At 62.0% G+C, this 23,851-nt stretch carries 21 protein-coding genes; 12 read left to right on the top strand and 9 right to left on the bottom strand.

Annotation, left to right across the window (positions count from 1 at the left end; genetic code table 11):
- Window positions 1-247 precede the first annotated feature (247 nt).
- A complete protein-coding gene (locus tag HK439_RS14540) occupies window positions 248-1,291 on the top strand; it encodes a DUF2336 domain-containing protein (RefSeq protein ID WP_209011818.1) in 1,044 nt (347 codons plus the stop codon).
- A 7-nt stretch (window positions 1,292-1,298) separates the two neighbouring features.
- On the opposite strand, the gene HK439_RS14535 is transcribed toward HK439_RS14540, so the two are convergent.
- The gene (locus HK439_RS14535) at window positions 1,299-1,925 is read right to left on the bottom strand and encodes a LysE family translocator (RefSeq protein WP_190292239.1); all 627 of its coding nucleotides are present in this window, start codon (window positions 1,923-1,925) and stop codon (window positions 1,299-1,301) included.
- A gap of 109 nt (window positions 1,926-2,034) precedes the next feature.
- Here HK439_RS14535 and HK439_RS14530 point away from each other — a divergent pair, with 109 nt between their 5' ends.
- Window positions 2,035-2,820 carry an extensin family protein gene (locus HK439_RS14530; RefSeq protein ID WP_190292238.1) on the top strand — a complete coding sequence of 262 codons (786 nt, stop codon included), beginning with the start codon at window positions 2,035-2,037 and terminating at the stop codon, window positions 2,818-2,820.
- A gap of 155 nt (window positions 2,821-2,975) precedes the next feature.
- Here the strand turns inward: HK439_RS14530 and HK439_RS14525 are convergent, their stop codons facing one another.
- On the bottom strand, window positions 2,976-3,407 hold the full coding sequence (locus tag HK439_RS14525) for a BA14K family protein (RefSeq protein WP_190292237.1): 432 nt from the start codon (window positions 3,405-3,407) through the stop codon (window positions 2,976-2,978).
- 241 nt (window positions 3,408-3,648) lie between these two features.
- Here HK439_RS14525 and HK439_RS14520 point away from each other — a divergent pair, with 241 nt between their 5' ends.
- Window positions 3,649-4,419, top strand: a complete 771-nt coding sequence (locus HK439_RS14520; RefSeq protein WP_190292236.1) for a HugZ family protein — start codon at window positions 3,649-3,651, stop codon at window positions 4,417-4,419.
- Here the strand turns inward: HK439_RS14520 and HK439_RS14515 are convergent.
- The 6 genes from HK439_RS14515 to HK439_RS14490 all read right to left on the bottom strand — a co-directional run bounded on the left by HK439_RS14515 (window position 4,416) and on the right by HK439_RS14490 (window position 14,533).
- Window positions 4,416-5,141, bottom strand: a complete 726-nt coding sequence (locus HK439_RS14515; protein WP_190292235.1) for an STAS/SEC14 domain-containing protein — start codon at window positions 5,139-5,141, stop codon at window positions 4,416-4,418. The genes HK439_RS14520 and HK439_RS14515 overlap by 4 nt on opposite strands.
- A gap of 242 nt (window positions 5,142-5,383) precedes the next feature.
- Window positions 5,384-6,349, bottom strand: coding sequence for a molybdate ABC transporter substrate-binding protein (locus HK439_RS14510; RefSeq protein ID WP_190292234.1), 966 nt, complete (start codon window positions 6,347-6,349; stop codon window positions 5,384-5,386).
- A gap of 116 nt (window positions 6,350-6,465) precedes the next feature.
- On the bottom strand, window positions 6,466-7,716 hold the full coding sequence (locus HK439_RS27255; RefSeq protein WP_190292233.1) for a PhnD/SsuA/transferrin family substrate-binding protein: 1,251 nt from the start codon (window positions 7,714-7,716) through the stop codon (window positions 6,466-6,468).
- A gap of 156 nt (window positions 7,717-7,872) precedes the next feature.
- Window positions 7,873-9,621, bottom strand: coding sequence for a methyl-accepting chemotaxis protein (locus HK439_RS14500; protein ID WP_190292232.1), 1,749 nt, complete (start codon window positions 9,619-9,621; stop codon window positions 7,873-7,875).
- A gap of 415 nt (window positions 9,622-10,036) precedes the next feature.
- A complete protein-coding gene (locus HK439_RS14495) occupies window positions 10,037-13,621 on the bottom strand; it encodes a hydantoinase B/oxoprolinase family protein (protein WP_190292231.1) in 3,585 nt (1,194 codons plus the stop codon).
- A gap of 225 nt (window positions 13,622-13,846) precedes the next feature.
- A complete protein-coding gene (locus HK439_RS14490) occupies window positions 13,847-14,533 on the bottom strand; it encodes an MBL fold metallo-hydrolase (RefSeq protein WP_190292230.1) in 687 nt (228 codons plus the stop codon).
- A gap of 201 nt (window positions 14,534-14,734) precedes the next feature.
- Here HK439_RS14490 and HK439_RS14485 point away from each other — a divergent pair, with 201 nt between their 5' ends.
- The 7 genes from HK439_RS14485 to arsH all read left to right on the top strand — a co-directional run bounded on the left by HK439_RS14485 (window position 14,735) and on the right by arsH (window position 19,829).
- A complete protein-coding gene (locus HK439_RS14485; protein ID WP_190292229.1) occupies window positions 14,735-15,730 on the top strand; it encodes a TRAP transporter substrate-binding protein in 996 nt (331 codons plus the stop codon).
- Window positions 15,731-15,801: 71 nt separating this feature from the next.
- Complete coding sequence (locus HK439_RS14480) at window positions 15,802-16,359, top strand: TRAP transporter small permease (protein WP_190292228.1); 558 nt, start codon at window positions 15,802-15,804, stop codon at window positions 16,357-16,359.
- Complete coding sequence (locus tag HK439_RS14475) at window positions 16,359-17,663, top strand: TRAP transporter large permease (RefSeq protein WP_190292227.1); 1,305 nt, start codon at window positions 16,359-16,361, stop codon at window positions 17,661-17,663. Before HK439_RS14480 ends, HK439_RS14475 begins: the two co-directional genes overlap by 1 nt.
- A 56-nt stretch (window positions 17,664-17,719) precedes the next feature.
- Window positions 17,720-18,253: a winged helix DNA-binding protein gene (locus HK439_RS14470; RefSeq protein ID WP_190292226.1), complete on the top strand. Its 534-nt coding sequence runs from the start codon at window positions 17,720-17,722 to the stop codon at window positions 18,251-18,253.
- Window positions 18,254-18,350: 97 nt separating this feature from the next.
- Window positions 18,351-18,683 carry an ArsR/SmtB family transcription factor gene (locus HK439_RS14465; protein ID WP_190292225.1) on the top strand — a complete coding sequence of 111 codons (333 nt, stop codon included), beginning with the start codon at window positions 18,351-18,353 and terminating at the stop codon, window positions 18,681-18,683.
- Window positions 18,684-18,687: 4 nt separating this feature from the next.
- Entirely contained in the window at window positions 18,688-19,092 is a 405-nt protein-coding gene (arsC, locus tag HK439_RS14460; protein WP_190292224.1) for an arsenate reductase (glutaredoxin), read from the top strand.
- The gene (arsH, locus tag HK439_RS14455) at window positions 19,089-19,829 is read left to right on the top strand and encodes an arsenical resistance protein ArsH (protein WP_328804167.1); all 741 of its coding nucleotides are present in this window, start codon (window positions 19,089-19,091) and stop codon (window positions 19,827-19,829) included. The genes arsC and arsH overlap by 4 nt, the downstream gene beginning before the upstream one ends.
- Before the next feature lie 3 nt (window positions 19,830-19,832).
- Here the strand turns inward: arsH and HK439_RS14450 are convergent, their stop codons facing one another.
- Complete coding sequence (locus tag HK439_RS14450; RefSeq protein ID WP_190292223.1) at window positions 19,833-22,019, bottom strand: putative bifunctional diguanylate cyclase/phosphodiesterase; 2,187 nt, start codon at window positions 22,017-22,019, stop codon at window positions 19,833-19,835.
- A 283-nt stretch (window positions 22,020-22,302) separates the two neighbouring features.
- On the opposite strand from HK439_RS14450, the gene HK439_RS14445 reads away from it, so the two are divergent.
- Both HK439_RS14445 and HK439_RS14440 read left to right on the top strand, forming a co-directional pair.
- Window positions 22,303-22,995: a TerB family tellurite resistance protein gene (locus HK439_RS14445; protein ID WP_190292222.1), complete on the top strand. Its 693-nt coding sequence runs from the start codon at window positions 22,303-22,305 to the stop codon at window positions 22,993-22,995.
- On the top strand, window positions 22,992-23,756 hold the full coding sequence (locus HK439_RS14440; protein WP_190292221.1) for an N-acetylmuramoyl-L-alanine amidase: 765 nt from the start codon (window positions 22,992-22,994) through the stop codon (window positions 23,754-23,756). The genes HK439_RS14445 and HK439_RS14440 overlap by 4 nt, the downstream gene beginning before the upstream one ends.
- Window positions 23,757-23,851: the final 95 nt, after the last annotated feature.

Here is a 23,851-nt window from a genome sequence, read left to right as displayed (position 1 = left end):
TCAATGGTTGTATTGAGGTAAGCCCAATCAATAGATTTTTTGATCTAAGTGCCTCGAGTGCGTTGGATTATCGTTAATAATTTTTTCCAATAATAGTAGCGCAATGTTAACGCGCGCCGGCTAATCTTCCGAAGATGGGAGTGAACCGCGCCAGGGAAGATCAATGCTGACCAAGCTTTCCCAGCTTGCAAAAGACAGTAGCACGGGTGGACGCAAAAGTCTGGTTGCGGCTTTGACAGACCTTTTTGTGTCCACGGAGTCCGATCAGGCCGAGCAGGTCAGCCTGATGTTCGGCGATATCGTGATGCGCGTGCTGGGCCAGCTTGAAGACGAGGCCCGCCGGGCGCTCGCAAAGCGGGTCAGTTCCCATGCATCCGCTCCCCACGACCTCATGGTCAAGCTGGCCAAGGACCAGATCGATGTGGCCCAGCCGGTGCTGGAGGAGTCTCCGGTCCTGCAGGCGGAAGACCTTGCGGAGATCGCCTCGACCGGCTCTCAGGATCACCTGAAGGCGATTGCGGGGCGGCAGAAGGTCGAGGAAATCGTGACCCGCGTCATCGTGTCGCGCGGCGACAATCAGGTCCTGACGAAGGTTGCCAATAACGCCGGCGCCAGTTTCAGCGAGGAAACATTTCTCCGGCTGGTCGATCGTTCGATGGCCTATCCGGCCATTCAGGAAGCGCTGATCAATCGTACCGACCTGCCGGATGATGCGGCACGGATGCTGGTGCCGTTCCTGTCCGAGGAACTGACGGAACGGGTCAAGGAACTCGGCGCTGACAACACGCTGGTCATGGTGATGGCGGAACGGGCCGCAGAGGAAGTGGCCGCGCGCGCGCGGAGGCTCTCCGAAGCCAAGGAGCAGTCGGATCAGCTGATCAGGGACGTCCAGAACGGCAAGGCCAAGCTGGACGACGCGGTGCGGCTGTTCGCACGCTCCGACAGGGCGACGGAACTGGGCATCCTGCTTGCCAAGGTCAGCCATCTTCCGGTCGCTGCCGTCTCGAAGCTGGTCTACAGCAAGTCGGACAAGCCGCTCATCATCATCTGCAAGGCGAATGGTGTTTCCGAAGATGCCTTCAAGAACATCCTGACCATGCGCGCCCGGCACCTGGGCATGTCAGGTCTGGCAGTCAATGACGCCATCCAGCGCTACAAGCAATTTACCGATGACGCTGCGAGCCGGTCGCTCATTGCCATCCGCGAGAACGCGGAAAAGAACATGAAAAAGCAGGCCGAACCGGAAGATAATTCCGCAAAGAACACGGTTGCGTTTGCGGTGAAACGCTAGAAACGGCTCAAGTGGAGCTGCGTTGCAGCGTTGCCGTCATGAAGGCGGCGGACATCAGGAAACCTCCCCCGACACGATTGATCAGACGGACCAGCGACGGGCTGCGCATCCGTTCGCCGATGGCGGCTGCCGCCAGGGCGTAAACGGCGGCATTGGCTATCCCGAGTACGACGAACGTGGCCCCCAGCAGGAACAGCTGCGGGGCGATCGGCGCGTCCGCCACGACGAAATGCGGCAGAAAGGCCATGAAGAAGACGATGCCCTTCGGATTGAGAGCCGTAACGATATAGGCGTGCCGGAACACCTTGAGCGGCGGGACCCGGGCCACAGTGACCGTATCGAGGCCATGGGCGCGGGCGCGCCACATTTTCAGTCCGATCCAGAACAGATAAGCCGCACCGACCCATTTGAGGACCGCAAACAGGCTGGCGGATGCCGCCAGGAGCGCGCCGAGGCCCAGAAGCGAGGCCGTCGCGGCGGTCGCGTCACCCAAAGCCACGCCGAGCACACTGGCGGTCGCCGACCGGCGTCCCTGTGCCAGGGCGTAGCTGATGACCAGCATGATGGTCGGGCCGGGGATCGCAAGCAGGATCAGTGTTGCAACCACATATGCCGAATAGAGTTCCAGTGTCATGGCCGTCTCTTGATCTGATCTGGCTATGGGTCGCCAAATCGACGTATTTTGCTGTGTTTGCTATCGGTAGCGCAGGACGGGTTTGAAGGGAAGGGGACGGATGAACGCCATGGGCCGAGGACAGCGCCGGTGTGCCGTAATTTTCCTGGCTGCCGCAATACTTGGCCTGCCGGTTCCCGGCTACGGCTTCGTCGTGCCGTCGGCGGCACCGGTGCCGGACAAACGGCCTGAACCGGAAAGTTCAGTCGCTCCCGTGCCGTTGACGAAACCGGATCGCTCCGTCGTGCCGGAGGGGCAGTCTCCTGAAGCCGAAGCGGCGGAAGAGACGCCTGCGGCCGCGCCGGTCCCGTGTACCCTGAAATTCGGCGACACTGTCGATCTGCCGGCCGTGGTCGGGGAAGACGGTTGCGGATTCTCATCCGCCGTCCGTCTGGCCGGGGTGAACGGGAAAGCGGACGTGGGGTTCGTTCCCGAGCCGACAGTCAGCTGCCGTTTTGCCGGGGCACTTTCAAAATGGCTGGAAGAGGATCTGGCCGGGATCGCCCTGGAAACAACCGGGGAGCGGTTGAAGGCGGTTCATGTCGGTCCGGGTTACCAGTGCCGCCGCAGAAACAACCTGAAGGACGGCAAGCTGTCGGAACATGCACTGGGCAATGCGCTGGACGTGCTCGGCTTCGAGTTCATGTCGGGCGAGATCGTTACCGTGGAGAACGACTGGTCCGGTGAGGAGCCGGACAAGGAGGCGAGCAGAAAATTCCTGCGTGCAGCGCATGATGCGGCCTGCAAGCGCTTCACCACCGTGCTCGGGCCGGGCGCGGATGCCTATCATCAAAGCCATATCCACGTGGACATCGGTTGCCACGGCAAGACCTGCACCTATCGCATCTGCCAGTAAACCGGCGAAGGAACCTGAACGGGCGAAGGGACCGCCGGGGAGAGCGGTCCCTTGCTGCCGTCGGGCAATGTCCAGGGCAGGACCCTGGTGGCAGGTGGGCAGTTCGGCTGTCCTGTTGCCGGAGGGGATTTCATGCCATGGCGGCACAGGCCCGGTTACTGGCAGAACTTCTGTTCGCCCCGGTAGGTCGTATAGGTGCCGGTCGACGGATTGAACGTGCGGTACTTGCTGGAGCAGTAATCGTACCAGGCCGGGCTCCAGGGCTGGTAGCCGTAGCCGGAAACGCGGCCCGGATAAGGTGCCGGCGGATAGTAGTTCGGTGCCGGTTCCGCATAGCGCGGCTGGCTGGTCGCGCCCAGCAGGATGGCGCCGGCGGCAAGGCCGATGATGCCTGCGGCAACGGCTGCACCGACATCATTGTTCTTCTTTCTGCGACCGTCATGGTGCCGCCGGGGCTCATGGTGGTTCCAGCCGCCGCGGTGATTGTCCCAGCCGCCGCGAGGACCGGCTTCGGCGGTGGTCATGGCCGGCACAAGCAGGGCGCCGGTGAGGGCGATTGCGAGAACGCGTTTGGAGATCGTGGTCATCGTCTTGGCTCCTTGGGGCGGCTCCGAGGTTTGTGTCGGGGGTTCGTGTCGGGTCGCCGTGATTTGATGAGACGACTTTGCCTGAACGGCACTGAACCGATCCTGAGGTCCGCGTTCATCTGCCGTTCAGGTTTCTGAAGCCGCTTCCGGCTGCGGAAAATGCCTTCACTCATTTCGGCGGAGTGCTATGGTCCGGCCCGGCGGGGGAGAGGACCCACCTGGACGCATTCAAGGAGATGCCATGACGGCCCCGAACCAGGAACCGGAAAAGAAGAAGGACGTTTTAAGGGAAACGGACGACGCCGCGCGACGCCTGGCAGGGGACCTGATCCGGACCGCGCGCTTCGGCGCGCTTGCCGCGATCGAGCCCGGGACCGGCCATCCGCTTGCAAGCCGGGTCGCGCTGGCCACCGATATCGACGGTACGCCGGTGATCCTCACGTCCACGCTTTCCGGCCATACGGCCGCCATTCTGGCGGATCCGCGGTCATCGCTGCTTGTTGGCGAACCGGGCAAGGGGGATCCACTCGCCCATGCCCGCATCACCCTGTTTACCGAAGCCCGCCGTATCGAGCGCGGCAGCGACGACCATGCCCGGCTGCGGCGGCGCTATCTGGCGCGCCAGCCGAAGGCGGAACTCTATGTCGATTTCGGCGACTTCGCCTTCTTCCGTCTGGAAATGGCGCGCGCCAGCCTGAACGGCGGGTTTGGCAAGGCCTATGAACTCCAGTGCGAGGATCTGGCGCTGCAGGGTGACTGGCAGCAGTTTGCGGATATGGAGGCCGGAGCGGTCGCCCACATGAACGAAGACCACAGCGACGCTGTGAAGCTCTACGCGGAGGTGCTGTGCGGCGCTGACCCTGCGAACTGGCGGCTTGCCACCCTCGATCCGGAAGGAATGGACCTTGTCGCCGGCGACGAGGTCCGGCGCCTCTGGTTCGATGAACCGATGCAGGCGCCGGATCAGCTGCGCGGGGTGCTGGTGGACCTGGCGAAAAAGGCGCGGGCCTAATCGGCGATCCATTCTTCAGCTTCGGCAAAGTCCTTGCCTTCGAAGTATTTCACCTCGGCATCCGAAAAGACGGAAAAGACCCGGCGGGCGAGGGGGAGGAAGAAAGCATCGCCGACGACGGCGACCTTCTTCGGCGCCCGGCGGTGTTCACGGACCAGGGAAAGATGGGTGCCGAGGGCGCCAAGGCCCTGCCAGCCGTCGAAGTCGCGCAGGTCCAGCAGCAGCTTGATCCGGCCGACATCGGCAATGATCGCATCCAGGTCGCCGCCGATATTCTCGTAGGCGCTGGTTTCAAGCTTGCCCTGCAGCCTGACCTCCACCCGGTCTCCGTCGCGTTTGGCGACGTGAATGGAGCCGAGGGATTCGGCAAGCCAGCGGCGGGCGTCATCGTGTTCCGATAGGTCGAAGGTCCTGATCGGACAGGGCATGGCAAACCCGACGACTCGGATGGCGGTTTTCACCCAGCCGACATCACTGACGACCGCAACCCGGTCGAAGCCGGACCAGTGGCGCAGGCCCAGCCGCGTATCGTCCCAGGCCGCGTCCAGCGAATAGCCTTCGAAGTCCGGTCCGATCTGCATGAGAATTCGAATGCGGTCGTGATCCTGCAAGGCCTTGTCGATGGCCGGTGTCAGGATGTGGTCGTAGTCGCGGCCTGTTATCTTGCCGGTCAGCTTGAATTCCAGGGTTCCTTCAGGGCGTCCCGGTATTTCCTCGATCATGGAGGTTCTCCCTTGTGTGCGAGCCCCCCTCTGCGGAACGGGAGTATGATGCGGTTGCGCCAAACATCAATACACTTGGGACGGAGAAACGGCCACTGCCGGGCGTGCCGGCACGACCGGCTTCAAAGGTTTTTTCAAATAATACCGCCGGTTCGAAAACCGGCGGTATGCTTCAGATCGTGGATGATGAGGCGTTTTGCATGGCCCTGCGGTCCTTGGCCGCCGGGCCTTTTTGCAACGGATCAGCTTTCCGGGATCGGCCGGAGCGAGAGTTCTTCCTCGCTTGCTGGAACGAAGCCGTACTTGGCGTAGATGTCCTGGGCTTCCGAGGTCTGCAGATAGTCCAGGAATTTCGCAGCGTTTTCCTGGTTGCGGCCGGTTTTCAGCGGGCCGATGGCATAGTTCACCTTCTGGGCCATGTTCAGGGGCGCGGAAATGGCGACGCCTTCGATCGCGCGGTCGGTCGCGATCGCATGCAGGATCTCCGACGTCCAGACGATGCCGACATCCGCTTCACCCTTTTCGATGAGGTAGGGGGTTTCGCGGTGGTGGCGCGATGTGAACCAGGTCTTGCCTTCGATCGCCCAGCAGCTCTTGCATTCCGCGTTGGCTGTCACCTTTTCGTAAATGCCGAGCTCCTTGAGCATTGCCGACCCGTAGAACTTGAAAATGCCTTCGGTCAGCGGATTCGGCAGGGATTTGACGAGATCGTCACGGGCCAGATCCTCCGGGCCCTTGATCCCCTTCGGGTTGCCTTTGGCGACCATCAGTTCCAGCTTGTTGTGGATGTAGACCATGTAGTCGTCCATCAGGCCCTTTTTCTTCAATTGCTTCAGGTGGCCGAGGTTCACGCTGGCATAAAGGTCCGGGTTCTGGGCGGTTTTCTGGCCGTCGATCTCCCCCTGCTTGAGGATCTGGCCTTTCAGGATCTGACCCGGCGGGATGGTTTCGACATAGATGCTGGAAATGCCGCTGTTCCTGGACTGTAAGTCCTTGATCAGCTCTTCCATGACCATGAACTGGTTGCCGGCCAGATACATGACCAGGTCGGCGGTGTAGGAATCGCCGATCTTGCCGTATTCGATCGTGCCGTTTGACTGGAAGGTGCGGTAATCGTGAGACTGGCCGGCGTCTTCGGCCGAATGGGCTGCAAGCGGCAACAAGGCGGCAAGGGCCGTCACGGCCAGCGCGTTGAATGCTGTCCTCATTGGTTTCCTCCTGGGTGATGTTTTTTCGCGGATCTTGTGCCCGCTGCCAGAAGGCTAGTCTGGAGGCCCTCAGCGCCGATAGCTGGTGCGGTGCCGATTATTCCCTAGGACTCTCCCTAGGTTTGCTTGTGAGGCAGGCCCTGGCCGCATTCGAGGGCGATCCGGACAAGGTCGGCAACCGTGTCCGCCTTGAGTTTTTTCATGACATGCCCGCGATGGAATTCCACCGTCTTGGGAGAGATGCCGAGCTGGCGCGCCATTTCCTTGTTTGTCCGGCCGCGGACAATGAGATCGAGCACCTGGTGTTCGCGGCGGGTCAGGGCGGCCAGCCTTGTATCCTCGCCTGCCATCGCCGGTCCCCGAGGAGCATGGGCCAGCCGGGGGCGCCTGATGCGCCCAAGCAGAAAGGCGATGAAACCGGTCAGCGCGGCAAGCGTCAGCCAGACAGTCAGGTTCGCGGAGGGCTGCTGCATCTGCGGTGCGGCATGTCCTGCGATCGTATCGAGAACGGAACGGACATCCTTGTCGTTCATCGGCGTGTTCCAGCCGCCGTAGTTTCCGGCAAGAGCGGCCGGGTCGCCCGGCGACATGGACAAAAGGGCGATTGCCGCTTTCCGTTTCAGTTCGGGGGAAACCTGTGTGGTCGCCGCGAAGGTCCATTCGGGAAAAAGGTCGGTGGAAAGCTGGTAATCGAAGCCATCGATGATGTGCGGGTTCAAGACCTTGATCTGGTTCATCCGAAGCCGGTCCTCGGCCACCATGGCCTCGATGATACCGGTGCGGACCGTGCCGAAATCGACGTCGCCATCGACCACGGCCCGGACGATCTTGTCCTGCGGAAAGCCGAGGAAATTGATCGCCTGAAAATCCTGTTCGGGATTCAGACCGTTGTACATCAGGGTGTCGGCGGCGATCTGGTAGCCCCCGAATGCATCCGGTGCGACGGCTCCGAAGGTTTTGCCCTTCAGATCTCCAAGCGCATGGATGTCGTCACGGTCGGCGCGGGTGAAAATGACCGAGCCGAATTTGTTCGGCCGGTCCTCCCCCTCTGACCGGTTGCGCTGCAGTGTTGCCAGGGGAGACAGCGGGAATTCGGCGGCCGTGGCGACATAATGACCGGGATTTGTCAGCAGGAAATCAAGTCTGCCGGCGGCAAGGGCCGCCTGCATGCCTTCCAAGGTCAGCGGGACAAGGCGCACCTCTTGCCGGAGCTGTTCGATCAGGTACGTAGCCGTCGCCTGCCAGCGGGAGCGGGCATTGTTTTCGCCGCGATGCGCGAGCACGCCGAAGGTCAGCGGCTTTGCGCAGGCCGGAAGCGCAAATCCGAAAAGAAACAGGAAAACGATGCAGGCTACGCGCCTGCCCACCGCATGCATGACGTCTCCCCCCTCTGTTTTTTGAGGCAGTTTAGCGCGGGCCCGCGAAAAAGGCGACCGGCGAGCTTATCGGCCTGCCGGTCCTTGGGGGCATACAGAGCGGGGAAGGTTGTGTGCAGGCTTGCCGTATCTGAGGCGCGACGCCGGTCAGGCTGCGCGGATATTCAACAGGAAGCCGTCGAGTTCCTTTTGAAGTTGCGCGGTCTGGCTGGAGAGCAGACCGACCGTATCCATGACCTGCTGGGCGCCGGCGCTGGAATCGGTCGCGCCGTGGCTGACATCGGAGATGCTGGTCGTGATGTCGCTGCTGCCCTGGGCCACATCGGTCACGCAACGGGAAATTTCGGCGGCTGCGGAATTCTGTTCCTCCACGGCCGAGGCGATGCCGGTGATCTGCTGGTTCATGTCGGTGATCGCATCGACAATGGCCATGATGGCTTCCGCAGTCTGGGCGGAGCCGGTCTGCATGTCCTTGATCTGGCGGCTGATCTCCTCGGTCGCGCTGCTCGTCTGGTTGGCGAGGGCCTTCACCTCGGAGGCGACGACCGCAAAGCCCTTGCCTGCATCGCCCGCGCGTGCCGCTTCGATGGTCGCGTTCAGGGCCAGGAGATTGGTCTGATCGGCGATGTCGTTGATCAGTCTGACAACGTCGTCGATGCTCTGTGCGGCATGAGACAGGCCTTCGACCGTCTTGTTGGAGGCGGCGACACGCTCGTTGGTCGCGCTCGCAAGCTCCATAGCCGAACAGGCCTGTCGGCTGATTTCCTGGATCGAGGTGACCAGTTCTTCCGTCGAGGCGGCGACCGACTGAATTCCGGTGGAGGATTGTTCTGCGGCACTCGCGACACCGTTGGCGCGCTCAGAGGTCTGAACCGCTGTGGCGGACATCCGGTTGGCGGTGATCGCCAGTTCGTTCACGGCCACGCCGATCCGGTCGGAGACCGATTTGACCGTGTTTTCCAGTTCGTCGGCCATGCGCAGGGTGACTTCCCGTTTCTCCCGCTCGATGCGTTCTTCCTCTTCCCTGGCCTGGGCCTGAAGACGTTTGATCTCGATGGTCTTTTCCCGGAAGTTGGCGAAGGTCCGCGACAGCTGGCCGATCTCGTCGGCGCCGCCCGTCTTCAGTTCGATCGAGGTGTCGTCCTCGGCAAGCCTGTTCAAGGCGTGGGTGACCAGCTTGAGCGGGCGGCTGATCGATTTGATGGAGATGATGAGCGACAGGCCGATGCCGACCAGGATGGAGACGAGCGAGACGATGACCAGCTGCCAGATGCCGGCGCTTTCATGCTGTTCGGCCGTCAGGGCCGCTTTTGCGGTGAAGGCCTGCAGGTCGGTCATCAGCGCAACCATTTCCTGATCGAGCCTTTCCTCTTCCGCTTCCACCGCTTCGGCAAGCGTGCTCGCCTCGTCGATTTTGCCTGCCTCGATCAGCCTGGTGACCTGGCGGGCATCCGCGTTAAAGACGTCATGCTCGGACCTGATTTTGTCCAGGCGCGCAAGGACGGCCTGAAACTTGTCGTTCATTTCCGTTGTCGAGGCATGTTCGAGGCCGCTTCGGGCGAGTGTCTCCGCCGAGGCAATGACCTCGTCGACGTCGCCGGCGAGTTCCTCGAAGCGTTCCACGCTCGTCCGGAAACCCTTTTCGGCGTCGCGGCTCTTGATGCCGCCGAAACGCAGCATCCGCTCCAGCATGACTGTTTGTTCCAGCTGATGCGCCGTGACCGCGCTCACGGTTTCCGTGAGAGGGATATCCTCTTCGGCAATTGCAGTCAGCTCGCCGCCGATCCGGCTCATCTGATAGATGCCGACAACAGCGACGATGACAAGCGCGGCGCTTAATAGAACGACCAGTGACAGGATCTTGGACGATACCGACCGAAAAGCGATGAATTTCATGGTGACCCGTCTCTTCAGCTGAGCTCTTTGAGTGATTTAGCGCATTTAAACGTAAGAAATTTCGGGAGAATTATCTCGATCATCAAAAGATAGGTAAATTTTACAATAAACTATCTTCCAATCTTGAGTATGTTCCTCGAAATTCTAGCGATATCTACCGTTTCGCATGCATAATCATCTGCGTAACTGTGGTTTCTATTCTGTTAAAATTCTGAGTATTCCTGGTGGAAATTTCTATCAGAGCGCGAAAATGGAAATGGGACGGATTATTGGTGGGCAACGGTTTTCTGCCGGCATTGCGCGGCCGGATAGACTGTGGTCTCAACGCTCAGTCCGCTGTTCACGCCAAAACGTCAAAAAGAAAAACCCGGGACACGGAAGTGCGCCCCGGGTTGCATAAAAGCAGTCTAATGGTTCAGGCCTTGCCCCATCCCCCCGACGTCGGGGTGATGACGGTGACGGCTTCGCCCGCGTCCAGTATGGTCTGGTCGCAGCCTTCCAGCACCTCGACCTTGCCGTTCAGGCGGCGCACCTCGGTGCGGCCGAGTTCGCCGTCGCTGCCGCCCTCCAGGCCCCTGGGGTGGATGGTGCGGTGGGAGGCGAGGATGGCGCAGTCCATTTTTTCCAGGAAACGCAGGGTGCGTTTCGTGCCGTCGCCCGCATGCCACTTGCCGGTTCCCCCGGATCCCTTGCGGATATGGAAGTCCTCCAGAAGCACGGGGAAGCGGAACTCGAGCACTTCCGGATCGGTCAGGCGCGAGTTGGTCATGTGGACATGGACACCGTCGGTGCCGTTGAAACCGGGACCGGCGGGCGAGCCGGAGCAGATGGTTTCATAGTACTGGTAGGTGTCGTTGCCGAAGGTCAGGTTGTTCATGGTGCCCTGGCTGTTGGCCATGGCGCCCAAGGCGGCAAAGAGCGCGTTGGTGACGTGCTGCGAGGTTTCCACGTTGCCGGCAACCACGGCTGCCGGATAGGACGGCCTCAGCATGCAGTCGTCCGGCAGGACGATGCGGATCGGCTTGAGGCAGCCGGCGTTCATCGGAATGTCGCCTTCCACCATCACGCGGAAGCAGTAGAGCACGGCCGCGCGGGTCACCGGCTCAGGCGCGTTGAAGTTGTTCGGCTTCACGCCGGAGGTGCCGGTGAAGTCGACGGTCGCCTCGCGGCTTTCCTTGTCGACGGTGATCTTCACCTTGATCACCGAACCCTGATCGGTCGGATATTCGTACTCGCTGTCCTTCAGGGCCGAGATCACCCGTCGGACGCTTTCCTCCGCGTTGTCCTGGACGTGACCCATATAGGCCTGGACCACGTCGAGGCCGAAATGGGAGACCATTTTCCTGAGTTCCTGGATGCCCTTTTCATTGGCCGCGATCTGGGCCGACAGGTCGGCGACGTTCTGGTGCGGATTGCGGGCCGGGTAGGGGTGGTCGGTCAGAAGCTCCACCAGCTCCGCCTCGCGGAAACGGCCCTGGTCGACGATCTTGAAATTGTCGAAGAGAACGCCTTCCTCGTCCACGGTGGTGGCGCGCGGGGTCATGGAGCCCGGCGCGGAACCGCCGACATCGGCGTGGTGGCCGCGCGAAGCCGCCCAGAACAGGATCTCCTTGCCGTCGTCGTCGAAGACCGGGGAAACCACGGTGATGTCGGGCAGGTGCGTGCCGCCGTTATAGGGCGCGTTGAGCGCGAAGACATCGCCCGGTTTGATCTTGCCCTTGTTGAGCTTGATGATCGTCTCCACCGAGCGGTCCATGGAGCCCAGATGCACCGGCATGTGCGGTGCGTTGGCGACCAGGGCGCCGTCGTGGTCGAAGACCGCGCAGGAGAAGTCGAGCCGTTCCTTGATGTTCACCGAATACGCGGTGTTCTGCAGGGTCACGCCCATCTGTTCGGCGATGGACATGAACAGGTTGTTGAACACCTCCAGCATGACCGGATCGGCATGGGTGCCGATGGCCTCGGTACGTGCGAGCGGAACGACGCGGTTGAGGATCACATGGTCCTTGGCGTTGATCTGCGCCTGCCAGCCGGGCTCGACCACGACGGTCGCATGCGGTTCGATGATCAGCGCCGGACCGTCGACGGTCATGCCGGGTTTGAGCGCATCGCGCTTGTAGATGCTGCCCTCGTGCCAATCGCCGTCGGAGAAGAATTTCGTCGAGGTGACTGCTGCGGGGATTTCTCCTGAAAGCCCCAGGTCCGGTTCGGAAATGCCCGCGCCGCCGCCGAAGGTTTCCACCTCCAGCGCCTCGACGACCACCGGCTTTTCCTCGTAGGCGAAGCCGAACTGCTTTTTGTGCGCTTCCTCGAAAGCGTAGCGCATGGCATCGATACGTGCGAGTTCGACCGGCAGCGGCGTGTCGGTGCCCTCGTAGCGCAGGTGCACGATGGCGCGGGTCTGGCGTGCGTCGGGGCCGATCTCCTGGGAAGCGAGTTCGGCTTCGGTCTGGTGGGCGAGTTCGTCGCGCAGCTTGTCGAGTTCCGGCAGGAGGTTCTGCTCCAGCCGCTTGACCACCGCCTGCTGGCGGCTGGCGCTGATGTCGGCAAGGCCCATGCCGTAGGCGGACAGGATGCCGGAGAAGGGGTGCACGATGACGGTGGTCATGCCGAGCGTGTCGGCGACCATGCAGCCGGTCTGGCCGCCGGCGCCGCCGAAGCAGGTCAGGGCGTATTCGGTGACGTCATAGCCGCGCTGGACGGAGATCTTCTTGATGGCGTTGGCCATGTTTTCCACGGCGATCTTCAGGAAGCCGTCGGCGACGTCCTCGGGTGAACGGCCGTCGCCGATCTTTTCCGCCAGCTCGGCGAATTTCGTTTTGACGGCGGTTTCGTCCAGCGGTTCGTCCCGGTTCGGACCGAAGATCTTCGGAAAGAAGTCCGGAGCCAGCTTGCCGGTCATCAGGTTGGCGTCGGTGACCGTCAGCGGACCGCCGCGGCGGTAGCAGGCCGGACCCGGGTTGGCGCCTGCGGAATCCGGGCCGACCTGGAAACGGCCGTCGCGGTAGTGAAGGATCGAGCCGCCGCCGGCCGCGACCGTGTGGATCATCATCATCGGCGCGCGCATGCGCACCCCGGCGACTTCCGTCTCGAAGGCGCGCTCATAGTCGCCGTCGAAGTGGCAGACGTCGGTCGAGGTGCCGCCCATGTCGAAGCCGATGATCTTGCCGAAGCCGGCCATTTTCGAGGTCTCGACCGCGCCGACGACACCGCCGGCCGGGCCGGACAGGATCGCGTCCTTGCCCTGGAACAGGTCGGCGGCGGTGAGGCCGCCGGACGACTGCATGAACATCAGTCGCGGGCCTTCGCCCAGTTCCTCCTGCACCTGGTTCACATAACGGCGCAGGATCGGCGACAGATAGGCATCGACGACGGTGGTGTCGCCGCGGCCGACCAGTTTCATCAGCGGCGAGACCTCATGGGAGACCGAAATCTGCGGGAAGCCGATGTCCCGGGCGATTGCCGCAAGCTTTACCTCGTGGTCCGGATAGGCATAGGCGTGCATCAGCACGATGGCGATGGACCGGATGCCGTCGTCATAGGCCGCTTGCAGCGCGGTCTTCGCGCCGTCGACGTCGAGCGGGGTTTCCAGGGTGCCGTCGGCACGGACGCGCTCGCCGATCTCGTAGACCTGCTCGTAGAGGAGTTCGGGCTTGATGATTTCCTTGGCGAAGATGTCGGGCCGGGCCTGGTAACCGATCTCCAGTGCGTCGCGGAAGCCCCTGGTGATGAACAGCGCGGTGCGCTCGCCCTTGCGTTCCAGCAGGGCGTTGGTGGCGACCGTGGTGCCCATCTTGACGGTGGCAATCTCGTCGGAAGGGATCGCAGCCCCGGCTTCGATGCCCATCAGTTCGCGGATCCCCTGAATGGCGGCATCGCGGTAGGCTTCGGGATTTTCTGACAGCACCTTGTGGGGGTGGATACTGCCGTCCGGCGCACGGCCGACGATGTCGGTGAAGGTGCCGCCGCGATCGATCCAGAAATCCCATTTCGCCGTCATGTTCATACCCTCTTTTGATTGTCGTCGTCCTGCCGGCATGGCTACCGCACTCGGGCGTGCCGTCTCAATTCTTTCCTGCCGTTGCCAGCTTCCGTTTGATCCAACGTTGACATTTTATCGATAAATTGTCGATGAAAAAATGACTATGATCCAGGATTTTGCTGTTTTGCCCCTTTCAAACGGATATCCGGCGACCGCACCGGCGCCATGGATCGCATAACGTTTCTAGCGGATCAGGAGCGGCATCTCCTGGAGGTCGCTCCAGGACAGGTTGCCGTCCTCATCCTTGAAGAGCGTCGGATGATGGCCCGGCACGATCACCTTGCCCCGGCGAAGCACTTCCCGGATTGCGGCCTTGCCGCGTTTCTGCGGATCGATCTCCATGTCCGGAATGCCGGAAAGCGCCTCACGGGCGGTCTTCAGGGCGTCGGCGGCGAGAACGACCGGTCCGTCTGCGGCGGCAAGTTCCAGCGAGATATGACCCGGTGCGTGGCCCGGGGTCGGGAAGGCGGTCACGCCCGGCAGGATTTCCGCCTCGCCATCGATCAGCTGAACGTCACGGTCTGAAAGCAGGGCAGGCAGGTAGCGCGGTGTTGCCGGATCGTCCTCAAACGGCGTTTCGACATAGTCACGTTCGTCGCGGCTCATCAGGATCGGCGCATTGGGGAACAGGTCCAGGTTCAGGACATGGTCGAAATGTCCGTGGGAGAAGACCAGGAGGTCGATGTCGTCCAGGGCGAGGCCACGCGCCGCGAGCCCCTCGCGCAGCAAGCGGCGGGTGGTGCCGTGGCCGCAGTCGAACAGCGCCCGCTTGCCGCCGGCTTCCACGAGCACGATGGAAGAGATGCCGAAGAACCCGCCTTCGAAGGCGAGACTGGAGCCTGGAACCAGGATTTCGTAGCGGACGGTCATGGCTTCTTCTCCCTCAGGCTGCGATTGCCGTATTTGAGAATAATGTAAACAGTCACAATTTGTCGATAAATCGTTGATATTTCTTTCCGCCGGGTCTAGCCTGTCATCTGGACCCGGTTTCGCCGTCTTGTCAAAGGGACGGAACGGCGTCGTCGGGTCACCGAACGAGGACAAAAGTCCCGCTTCCAAGAGGAGAGTAACATGCTGCTTTCACGTCATCTTTCGAAGGCAGGCGTCCGCCTTGCCGCTGCTGCCGTCATCGGTCTGTCCGGTCTTGCTTCCGCTTCCGCCCAAACGAAATGGGACATGCCGACGCCTTACGGCGACAGCAACTTCCATACCGTCAATATCGCGGAATTCGCCAAGGACGTCTCCGACAAGACCGGCGGTTCCCTCAGCATCCAGATCCATTCCGCAGGCTCGCTGTTCAAGCATCCGGAAATCAAGAACGCGGTCCGCAAGGGCCTGGCGCCGATCGGCGAAGTGCTGGTGTCGCGCCTTTCGAACGAAGACCCGGTCTTCGGCGTGGACTCGGTGCCGTTCGTGGCAACCTCCTATGACGATGCCTGGAAGCTCTATCAGGCGTCCAAGCCGTTCCTGGAAAAGAAGCTCGCCGATCAGGGGCTGCAGCTGCTCTTTGCCGTGCCGTGGCCGCCGCAGGGCATCTACGCCAAGAAGGATATCAACACCATCGACGACCTGAAGGGCCTGAAGTTCCGCGCCTATAACGCGTCGACCGAACGGATCGCCCAGCTGGCCGGCGCCGTGCCGACCCAGGTGGAAGTGCCAGACCTGCCGACCGCCTTCTCCACCGGCCGGGTCGAGGCAATGATCACCTCTCCGTCGACCGGTGCCAACTCCAAGGCCTGGGACTACCTGGACCATTACTACGACGCCCAGGCCTGGCTGCCGAAGAACATGGTGATCGTGAACAAGAAGGCCTTTGACGGCCTTTCCGACGCTGAAAAGGTCGCCGTCATGGACGCTGCCGCCACTGCCGAAACCCGCGGCTGGGAAGCCTCCAAGGCGGAAACCGCCGAAAAGACCCAGATGCTGAAGGACAACGGCATCGCGGTCGCCGCTCCTTCCGAGGCGCTGCAGGCGTCGCTGAAGGAAATCGGCAAGACCATGGTTGCCGAATGGCAGGACAGCGCCGGTGCCGACGGCAAGGCGATCATCGAAGCCTATTCCAAATAAGTGATTGCGTAAGGGAGCCGGGCGAATGCGCCCGGCTCTGATGCTTCCTGTCTGCGCGGGAGACCCTGCCGATGCGCGCCTTTCTCAACGGGCTCTACCGTCTGGCCGGCGGACTGGCCGCCGCCTGTCTCGTTACAATTGCCAGTCTTGTCGTGATCCAGGTGTCCTGCCGGCTCATCGACGGGTTTCGAAAGCTGATCGGCCTGGAGCCGCTCGGCCTCCTGGTTCCCTCTCTTGCCGAAATTGCCGGTTTCCTGCTGGTCGGCGCCTCGTTCCTGGCGCTCGCCTCCACGCTGCGCATGGGCGACCACATCCGGGTCTCGATCCTGCTGCAGCAGGTATCCAAGCCGGTCGCGAAGGCCTTCGAAGTCTGGTGCCTCGGCGTTGCGCTGGTTCTTGTCAGCTTTTTTGCGTGGAATGCGGCTTTGCTGGTCTACGACAGCTACCTCTACCACGAGGTCTCCTTCGGCATTATTCCCATTCCGCTGTGGATCCCCCAACTGGTCATGACGGCAGGGCTCGCCGTTTTCGCGATCTCGATCCTCGACGATTTTCTGCGCGCGGTGCGGGGCAGGCCGGCCAGTTATCAGGCCGCCGATCGCAGCGACGCGATTGAGGGAGTGGAATAATGGATCTCTCCCTTGTTGCCCTGTGTCTGGGACTGGGCATGCTGGCGGCGCTGGCCACCGGCATCTGGGTTGCCATCGCGCTTTTCGGCGTTGCGCTGATCGCCATGATGTTGCTGGTGTCGGCGCCGGCCGGCTCGGTGCTGGCCACCACCGTTTGGGGGGCTGCCAATTCCTGGGACCTGACCGCCCTGCCGATGTTCATCTGGATGGGCGAGATCCTGTTCCGTTCGCGCCTGTCGGAGGACATGTTCGCCGGCCTGTCGCCGTGGATGCGCAACCTGCCCGGCCGGCTCTTACATGTGAATATTCTCGGCTGCGGGATCTTTGCCGCGGTCTCCGGCTCGTCGGCGGCGACCACCGCGACCATCGGCAAGATGTCGCTGCCGGAACTGAAGCAGCGCGGCTATGACGAGAGAATGGCCATCGGCACGCTGGCCGGGTCCGGCACGCTCGGTCTTCTGATCCCGCCGTCGATCATCCTGATCGTCTACGGGGCCGCCACCGAGCAGTCGATCGCACGGCTGTTCGTCGCCGGTGTCGTTCCCGGCGCCATGCTCTGTGTGCTTTTCATGGGCTATGTGGCGATCTGGGCGACCCTGAATGCATCGAAGATGCCGGAGAAGGAGCCGCAGATCCCGTTCTGGGACCGGGTCAAGTCGACCCGCCGCCTGTTCCCGGTGATCGCCCTGATCGCCGGCGTGATCGGCTCGATCTATGCAGGCCTTGCCGCGCCGACCGAAGCAGCCGCCATCGGCGTGGTGCTGTCGCTGCTGTTGTCCTGGGCCTCCGGCACGCTGACGAAGAAGAGCTTCACCGACGCCCTGATGGGGGCGACGCGGACGTCCTGCATGATCGCCTTCATCCTGGCCGGCGCCGCCTTCCTCACCGTTGCCATGGGCTTTACCGGCATCCCCCGCGAACTGGCCGGCTGGATCGGCTCTCTCGGCCTGTCGCCGCTGCAGCTGCTTGCCGCGCTCACCGTGTTCTTTATCGTGCTCGGCTGTTTCCTCGACGGGATTTCCGTCGTGGTGCTGACCACGTCGGTGATCCTGCCCATGGTCGAACAGGCTGGTCTCGATCTGATCTGGTTCGGCATCTACCTGGTGCTGGTCGTGGAAATGAGCCAGATCACACCGCCTGTGGGTTTCAACCTGTTCGTGCTGCAGGGAATGACCGGCCACAACATCTTCAAGGTCGCGCGGATGGCCCTGCCGTTCTTCCTGCTCATGATCCTGGCGGTCGTGCTGATCGTGACCTTCCCGGAACTGGCTCTGTGGTTGCCCCAGAACATGATGTCGCATTAGAAGGGGCGCAGGAACCAGCCGGTTGCGAGGCGGTTGGGAGGACAAGGAAAAAGCCAATGAGTGACAAGACGCCCGACCAGCCCCCCAGCATCGGCCCTGTCGTGTCGTCGGCCCATCTGGCTTCCGGCGCCATGCCGGCGGTGTCGGAAGTCGAGTTCGCGGTGACCATGATGGTCAATGCCTATCACCGCTGGATGGTGCGGTGCATGTCGGCGTCGGGCACCGAAGGCATGAGCCCGCTCGACGTTCTTGTCCTGCACACGATCAACCACCGCGACCGCCCGAAGACGCTGTCGGATATCTGCCTCGTGCTGAATATCGAGGACACGCACACGGTGACCTATGCCATGAAGAAGCTGGAAAAGGCCGGTCTCATCAAATCCGGCCGGCGGGGCAAGGAAAAGACGGCGGAAATCACCGAAAGCGGCGAAACCGCCTGCCTGGAATACCGCCGTCTGCGGGAAGCGCTGCTGATCAAGCCGATGAAGGCGCTGGGCCTCGACGAGAACGAACTGTCCCGGCTTGCGGCGACGCTGCGTCTCGTCTCCGGCAACTACGATCAGGCCGCCCGCGCAGCTGCCGCCATGTGACCCGAAACAGCCGAAATTGAACGACCCGTCCTGGAACAGGTGTTCCTGGATGCAATCCTTCGATTGAATTTTCCAAGTATTCTTGTAATGTCGAAATATGAAGGATGACACCGCCATCGCCGCGCTTGCGGCCCTTGCCCAGGAAGACCGGCTTGCGGCCTTCCGGCTTCTGGTGAAGGCCGGGCCGGACGGCATGGCATCGGGCGAGGTCGCGGAGACGTTGTCTGTGGCGCCGACGCGGATGTCCTTCCATCTTTCGGCACTCGAACGCGGCGGGCTGGTGACGTCCCGGCGCGAGGGGCGCCGGATCTATTATGCGGTCTGTTTCGACCGGATGCGCAGTCTGCTTGGCTTCCTGACGGAGGATTGCTGCCACGGCAGACCGGAAATATGCGGCGTCGCGGCGCCGGCCAACGAAGAGGTTACCTGACCCCATGACGATGACCATCTACCACAACCCGAAATGCGGCACCTCGCGCAACACGCTGGAAATGATCCGCAAGGCGGGCGTCGAGCCGACCGTGATCGAATATCTGAAAACCCCGCCGAGCCGCGACGAACTGGTCGGCCTGATCAAGCGCATGGGGCTGCCGGTGCGCGATGTGCTGCGCCAGAAGGGAACACCTTACGACGAACTGGGACTGGCTGAGGACAAGTGGTCTGATGACGAGCTGATCGATTTCATGATGGAGCATCCGATCCTGATCAACCGGCCGATCGTGGTCTCCGAGAAGGGCGTGCGCCTGTGCCGGCCGTCGGAAACGGTTCTGGAACTCCTGCCGCAGGACATCGGGGACTTCATCAAGGAGGACGGCGAGGTGGTGAAAAAGGGCGCGTGACGGTGACGACAGAAAAGCCCGACTGTTCCGATCTTCCCAATATCGCCTCCGGGCACTTCCGGCCGATCGACCGGCAGAAGCTGGAAACGCCTGAAGATCTGAACCATCCGCCGCGGATCCTGCTGCTCTACGGGTCTTTGCGCGAACGCTCCTACAGCCGGTTTCTGGCGCAGGAAGCCGAACGGCTGCTGCAGGCCTTCGGCGCGGAGACGCGGATCTTCGATCCCTCCGGTCTGCCGCTGCCGGACGATACCGGGCCGGATCATCCCAAGGTGCAGGAACTGCGCGAGCTGAGCGCCTGGTCGGAAGCCCAGGTCTGGTGTTCGCCGGAACGTCACGGGGCCATGACCGGCATCATGAAGACCCAGATCGACTGGATCCCGCTCAGCCTCGGCGCGGTTCGCCCGACCCAGGGCAAGGTGCTGGCGCTGATGCAGGTTTCCGGCGGGTCCCAGTCGTTCAATGCGCTCAATCAGATGCGGGTGCTTGGCCGCTGGATGCGCATGGTCACGATCCCGAACCAGTCATCCGTCCCCAAGGCCTTCCAGCAGTTCGACGACGACGGGCGGATGAAACCGTCCGGGCTCTATGACCGGGTGGTCGATGTCATGGAGGAACTGATGAAGTTCACGCTGCTCCTGCGCGGTCGGAAGGACTATCTGGTCGACCGCTATTCGGAGCGGAAGGAAACCGGTGCGGAGCTGATCGCGCGGGTCAACCGGTCGGGAGCGAGCTGACACTCAACCTGTGGCACTGACGGAAGGCTGCGGCTGTTCGTTCCGGTCTTCGTCCGTGGCTTCGACTTGCGCTTTCGCCTCAGCTTCGCCTGCCTGCGTGGCGCTGCCATGGGCTTTGGTGTGGGCCATTGCCGGGCGCGGGTCGTTGCGGGCCATGAAGTCGGCATGGGCTTCGACCGATCCGGGACGGCCGAAGAGGTAGCCCTGGACGAGGTTGCAGCCTGCCGCGCGCAGCAACGTGACCTGTTCCTGGTTTTCCACCCCTTCCGCGGTGATCAGGACATCGAGAGAGCGGCCGAGGCCGATGATCGAGGTGACGATCGCATCGGTTCCGGCGTCCTTGCCGAGGTTATGAATGAACGACCGGTCGATCTTGATCTTGTCGAACGGGAAACGGCTCAGATAGCTCAGCGACGAATAGCCGGTGCCGAAATCGTCCATGGCAATCGACACGCCAAGGTCGCGGATCTGGTTGAGCGTTTCGACGACCGCATCGGTATTCGAAATCAGCAGGCTTTCCGTGATTTCGATTTCCAGGCGCGACGGATCGAGCCCGGACTCGCGCAGGGCGCGTGCCACCTTCTTGTGGGTTTCTCCGGCCATGAACTGGGCGGCGGAAACGTTAACCGCAATGCGAAGGTTCTTGTCCGGCCAGCCGGCCGCTTCCTGGCAGGCGCGCGTCAGAACCCAGTCGCCGATGGCTTCGATCAGGCCGCTGTCTTCGGCAACCGGAATGAAAATGTCGGGCGAAATCGAGCCCTTCGTCGGATGCTCCCAGCGGATGAGCGATTCGTAGGCCTTGAGCTGATTGTCGGTCAGCGAGTATTGCGGCTGGAACAGGAGCTCGAACTGATCGAATTTCAGGGCCTTGACCAGGCCGGCCTCGATTTCCTTGCGCTTCAGAGCATCGGCGTCCATCTCCGGCGTATACCAGGCGAAGGTCGAGCGTCCGGAATGTTTCGCCCGGTAAAGGGCAAGGTCGGCGCAGTGAAGCAGGCGGGAAGACCGCCAGTTGCCGTCGCTCGCGCGGGCGATGCCGATCGACAGGGAGATCTTGATTTCCTTGCCGTCGATGACGCAGGGGTGCTTCGTTGCCGCCAGCATGTCGGAGGCGAGCTTGGTCAGGCGGGCCACGTCGGAAACCGACTGGATCATGACGGCGAATTCGTCGCCGGACAGGCGCGCCACCAGGTGGTCGCTGTAGACAGCGCGCAGGCGGTCGGCGATGATCTGGAGAAAGATGTCGCCGGTCGCATGGCCGTAGGTGTCGTTGATTTCCTTGAACTTGTCGACGTCGATCAGCATCACGCCCATGTTGCTCGCCTTGGCATGGGCCAGACGCAGGGATTCGTTCAGGCGTGCGTTGAACACCGCGCGGTTCGGCAGTCCGGTGAGGGCGTCGTGGTGCGCCAGAAATTCGATGTCGCGGTTGGTCTTGACCTGGTCGTGGAAGCGCATCCACAAAAGGAAGGCGGCAAACAGGAACGATGCCAGGCACAGCGCCGCGATGACGCCGCTGCTGATCAGGGTAATGATCGACAGGCTTTCGATCCGCTTGGTGTTGTCCAGGAGGACCACCAGGGCGCCCCGGACCATCCCCTCCGTGTCTCGTTGCGGGAAAATCAGGAAGGATGCCGCTTCGAGCTTGCCCCACCAGGTCAGCTCGACGTCCGCATAAGGGCCGGTTTTCAGCTCGACCTGTTCCAGTGCCGTCTGCAGCCCGAGGCGGCGGATGTCATATGTCGCGCCCTTGGTGTCTTTTGAAAAGGCTGCGGCCAGGAGGTCGGCGAAGCGCGGACCCTGTTCGATGTCGGTCAGAGAGACGAAGCGATTGGCGACGACATGGGAAGGCTGCAGCGCCGCGGACATGAAAGAGAGCAGCTTTTCGGACATCTGCAGGTCCGGAATCCGGATCGATTTGTCGCTTTTCTCCGCGGCGCCGGTTTCCGTCTTGAGGCGCAGGCCCGCTCCCGTCGGCGCGCTTTCCGGCAGCATGGAGTAGAAGTCGTCCGTCAGCCCGGCCGAGACGACGGCCGAGGGAACCAGCGCGGCCGTCTGTTCGATATTTCGAACCAGCAACCAATGGGTCAGCATGCGGTTGCTTGCATAAACACCGAACGCAAGCAGCAGAACGAGCGCCATTGTGACGCTGAAGACGACCGTACTGCTTCTGGCGGAGCCATTCTTCATTTATTCGAAAACTCTGTAAAACTGACAATCGTCCACAGGCTACAGCGGATAGGTTTAGCCATCGTGAATCTCCGCAATTTCCCTTGCGTCGGCGAATCGGATTTTTAAAAGGTTTGAAACCGACCTTGCCGGAATGCCAGAATTGGGACGGAATGACATTCACCCCTTCTTTTCATCCCAGCAACCCGCCGATAAAACCTGATGAACCCAACGCGAAACATGCGTCGCCGGGCATGGCGGGGATGGTGCCGGGCGGGGACAGACGCAAAGCCAGGAGCCGGATGTGAGCGTTTGGAGCAGTTTGGAGACGATTGTCGCCGCCATTCAAACGGGCGGCGCGCAGGTCGTCGACCGCCTGGTGCAGCTGGTGCTCTCACGGCCGGAAGGCGCGAACCGGGTGGGCTTTACGGTTGCCATGATCGCGCTTTCGGCCAAGATGGCGAAGGCCGACGGTGTGGTCACGGCCGATGAGGTCCTGGCTTTCCGGGAGCTCTTCCATGTGCCGCCGGGCGAAGAGCGCAATGTGATCCGGCTGTTCAATCTGGCGCAGCAGGATGTTGCCGGGTTCGAGGTCTATGCCAAGAAGCTGGCGGATCTGTTTCCCTATGACCGAAAGACCCTGCTCGATATTCTGGACGGCCTGTTCTACATCGCCAAGGCGGACGGTGTCGTTCACCAGGACGAGATCAGCTATCTTGCGCGGGTCGCAGAGGTGTTCGGCCTCGATGATCGCGAGTTCTCCAGGGTTCTGGCCCGCCATGTGCGGGAAAACAGCGACCCTTACGAAGTGCTCGGACTCGGGCCGGATGCAAGCAACGAGGACCTGAAGACGAAATACCGGAGCGAGGTGCGCGATACCCATCCGGATCGTCTGATCGCGCGCGGCGTTCCAGAGGAATTCGTCCAGATTGCCAATGACCGGCTGGCGGCGCTGAATGCGGCATGGGCGCAGATCTGCGCGGAAAGAGGCCTATGAGCGTTGCCACCGATACCGGCGTGAAGGCCAGGGTTCACCCCTCACCCAATCACAACGAACGGGCCGGCGGCGGGCCGATCGACATGCTGATCCTGCATTATACCGGCATGCCCGATGCCGAAGGCGCGCTGCGGCGGCTTTGCGATCCGCGCGCGGAAGTGTCGGCCCATTACATGGTTTACGAGGACGGCGCCATCGTCCAATGCGTGCCGGAGGCAAGGCGCGCCTGGCACGCCGGCAAGAGCTTCTGGAAAGGCGAAACGGACATCAATTCCCGCTCCATCGGGATCGAGATCGTCAATCCCGGCCATGACGGTGGATATCCGGATTTCCCGCAGGCCCAGATCGACGCCGTGATCGAACTGGCCCGGGATATCTGCAACCGTCATTCCATCCCGCCGTGGCGCGTGCTTGCGCATTCGGATGTGGCGCCGGACCGGAAAGCGGATCCGGGCGAGAAATTCCCATGGGCACTCCTGGCGCGCCACGGCATCGGCCATTATGTGGATCCGGTTCAGGCGTCCGGCGGCATCTTCATGCAGGAAGGGGACAGCGGACAGCCTGTCGAGGCGATCCAGTCGATGCTTGCCATCTACGGCTACGATGTCGGGATCAACGGCGTCTTCGATGAGCGGACCAGACACACCGTTGCCGCCTTCCAGCGCCATTTCCGGCAGGAGAAGGTCGACGGGATCGTCGACCAGGCGACCGTCGAAACCCTTCACGCCCTGCTCGCCGCGCTGCCGTCTCTTGGCGCCTGAGCATGTTTTTCAACGTTTGAGCGATATCGGTCTTTTGCCGGATCCCTGCCTTATTCTGCCCCGTCTTTGCCAGAAAGAGGGCAAGTTCCGCGTGA

Origin of the sequence: Roseibium aggregatum, from assembly GCF_014692675.1 — a bacterium.
Taxonomy (GTDB): Bacteria; Pseudomonadota; Alphaproteobacteria; order Rhizobiales; family Stappiaceae; genus Roseibium; species Roseibium aggregatum_C.
The sequence above is the reverse complement of the archived record's forward strand: the minus strand, read 5'-3'. Positions and strand labels throughout refer to the sequence as shown.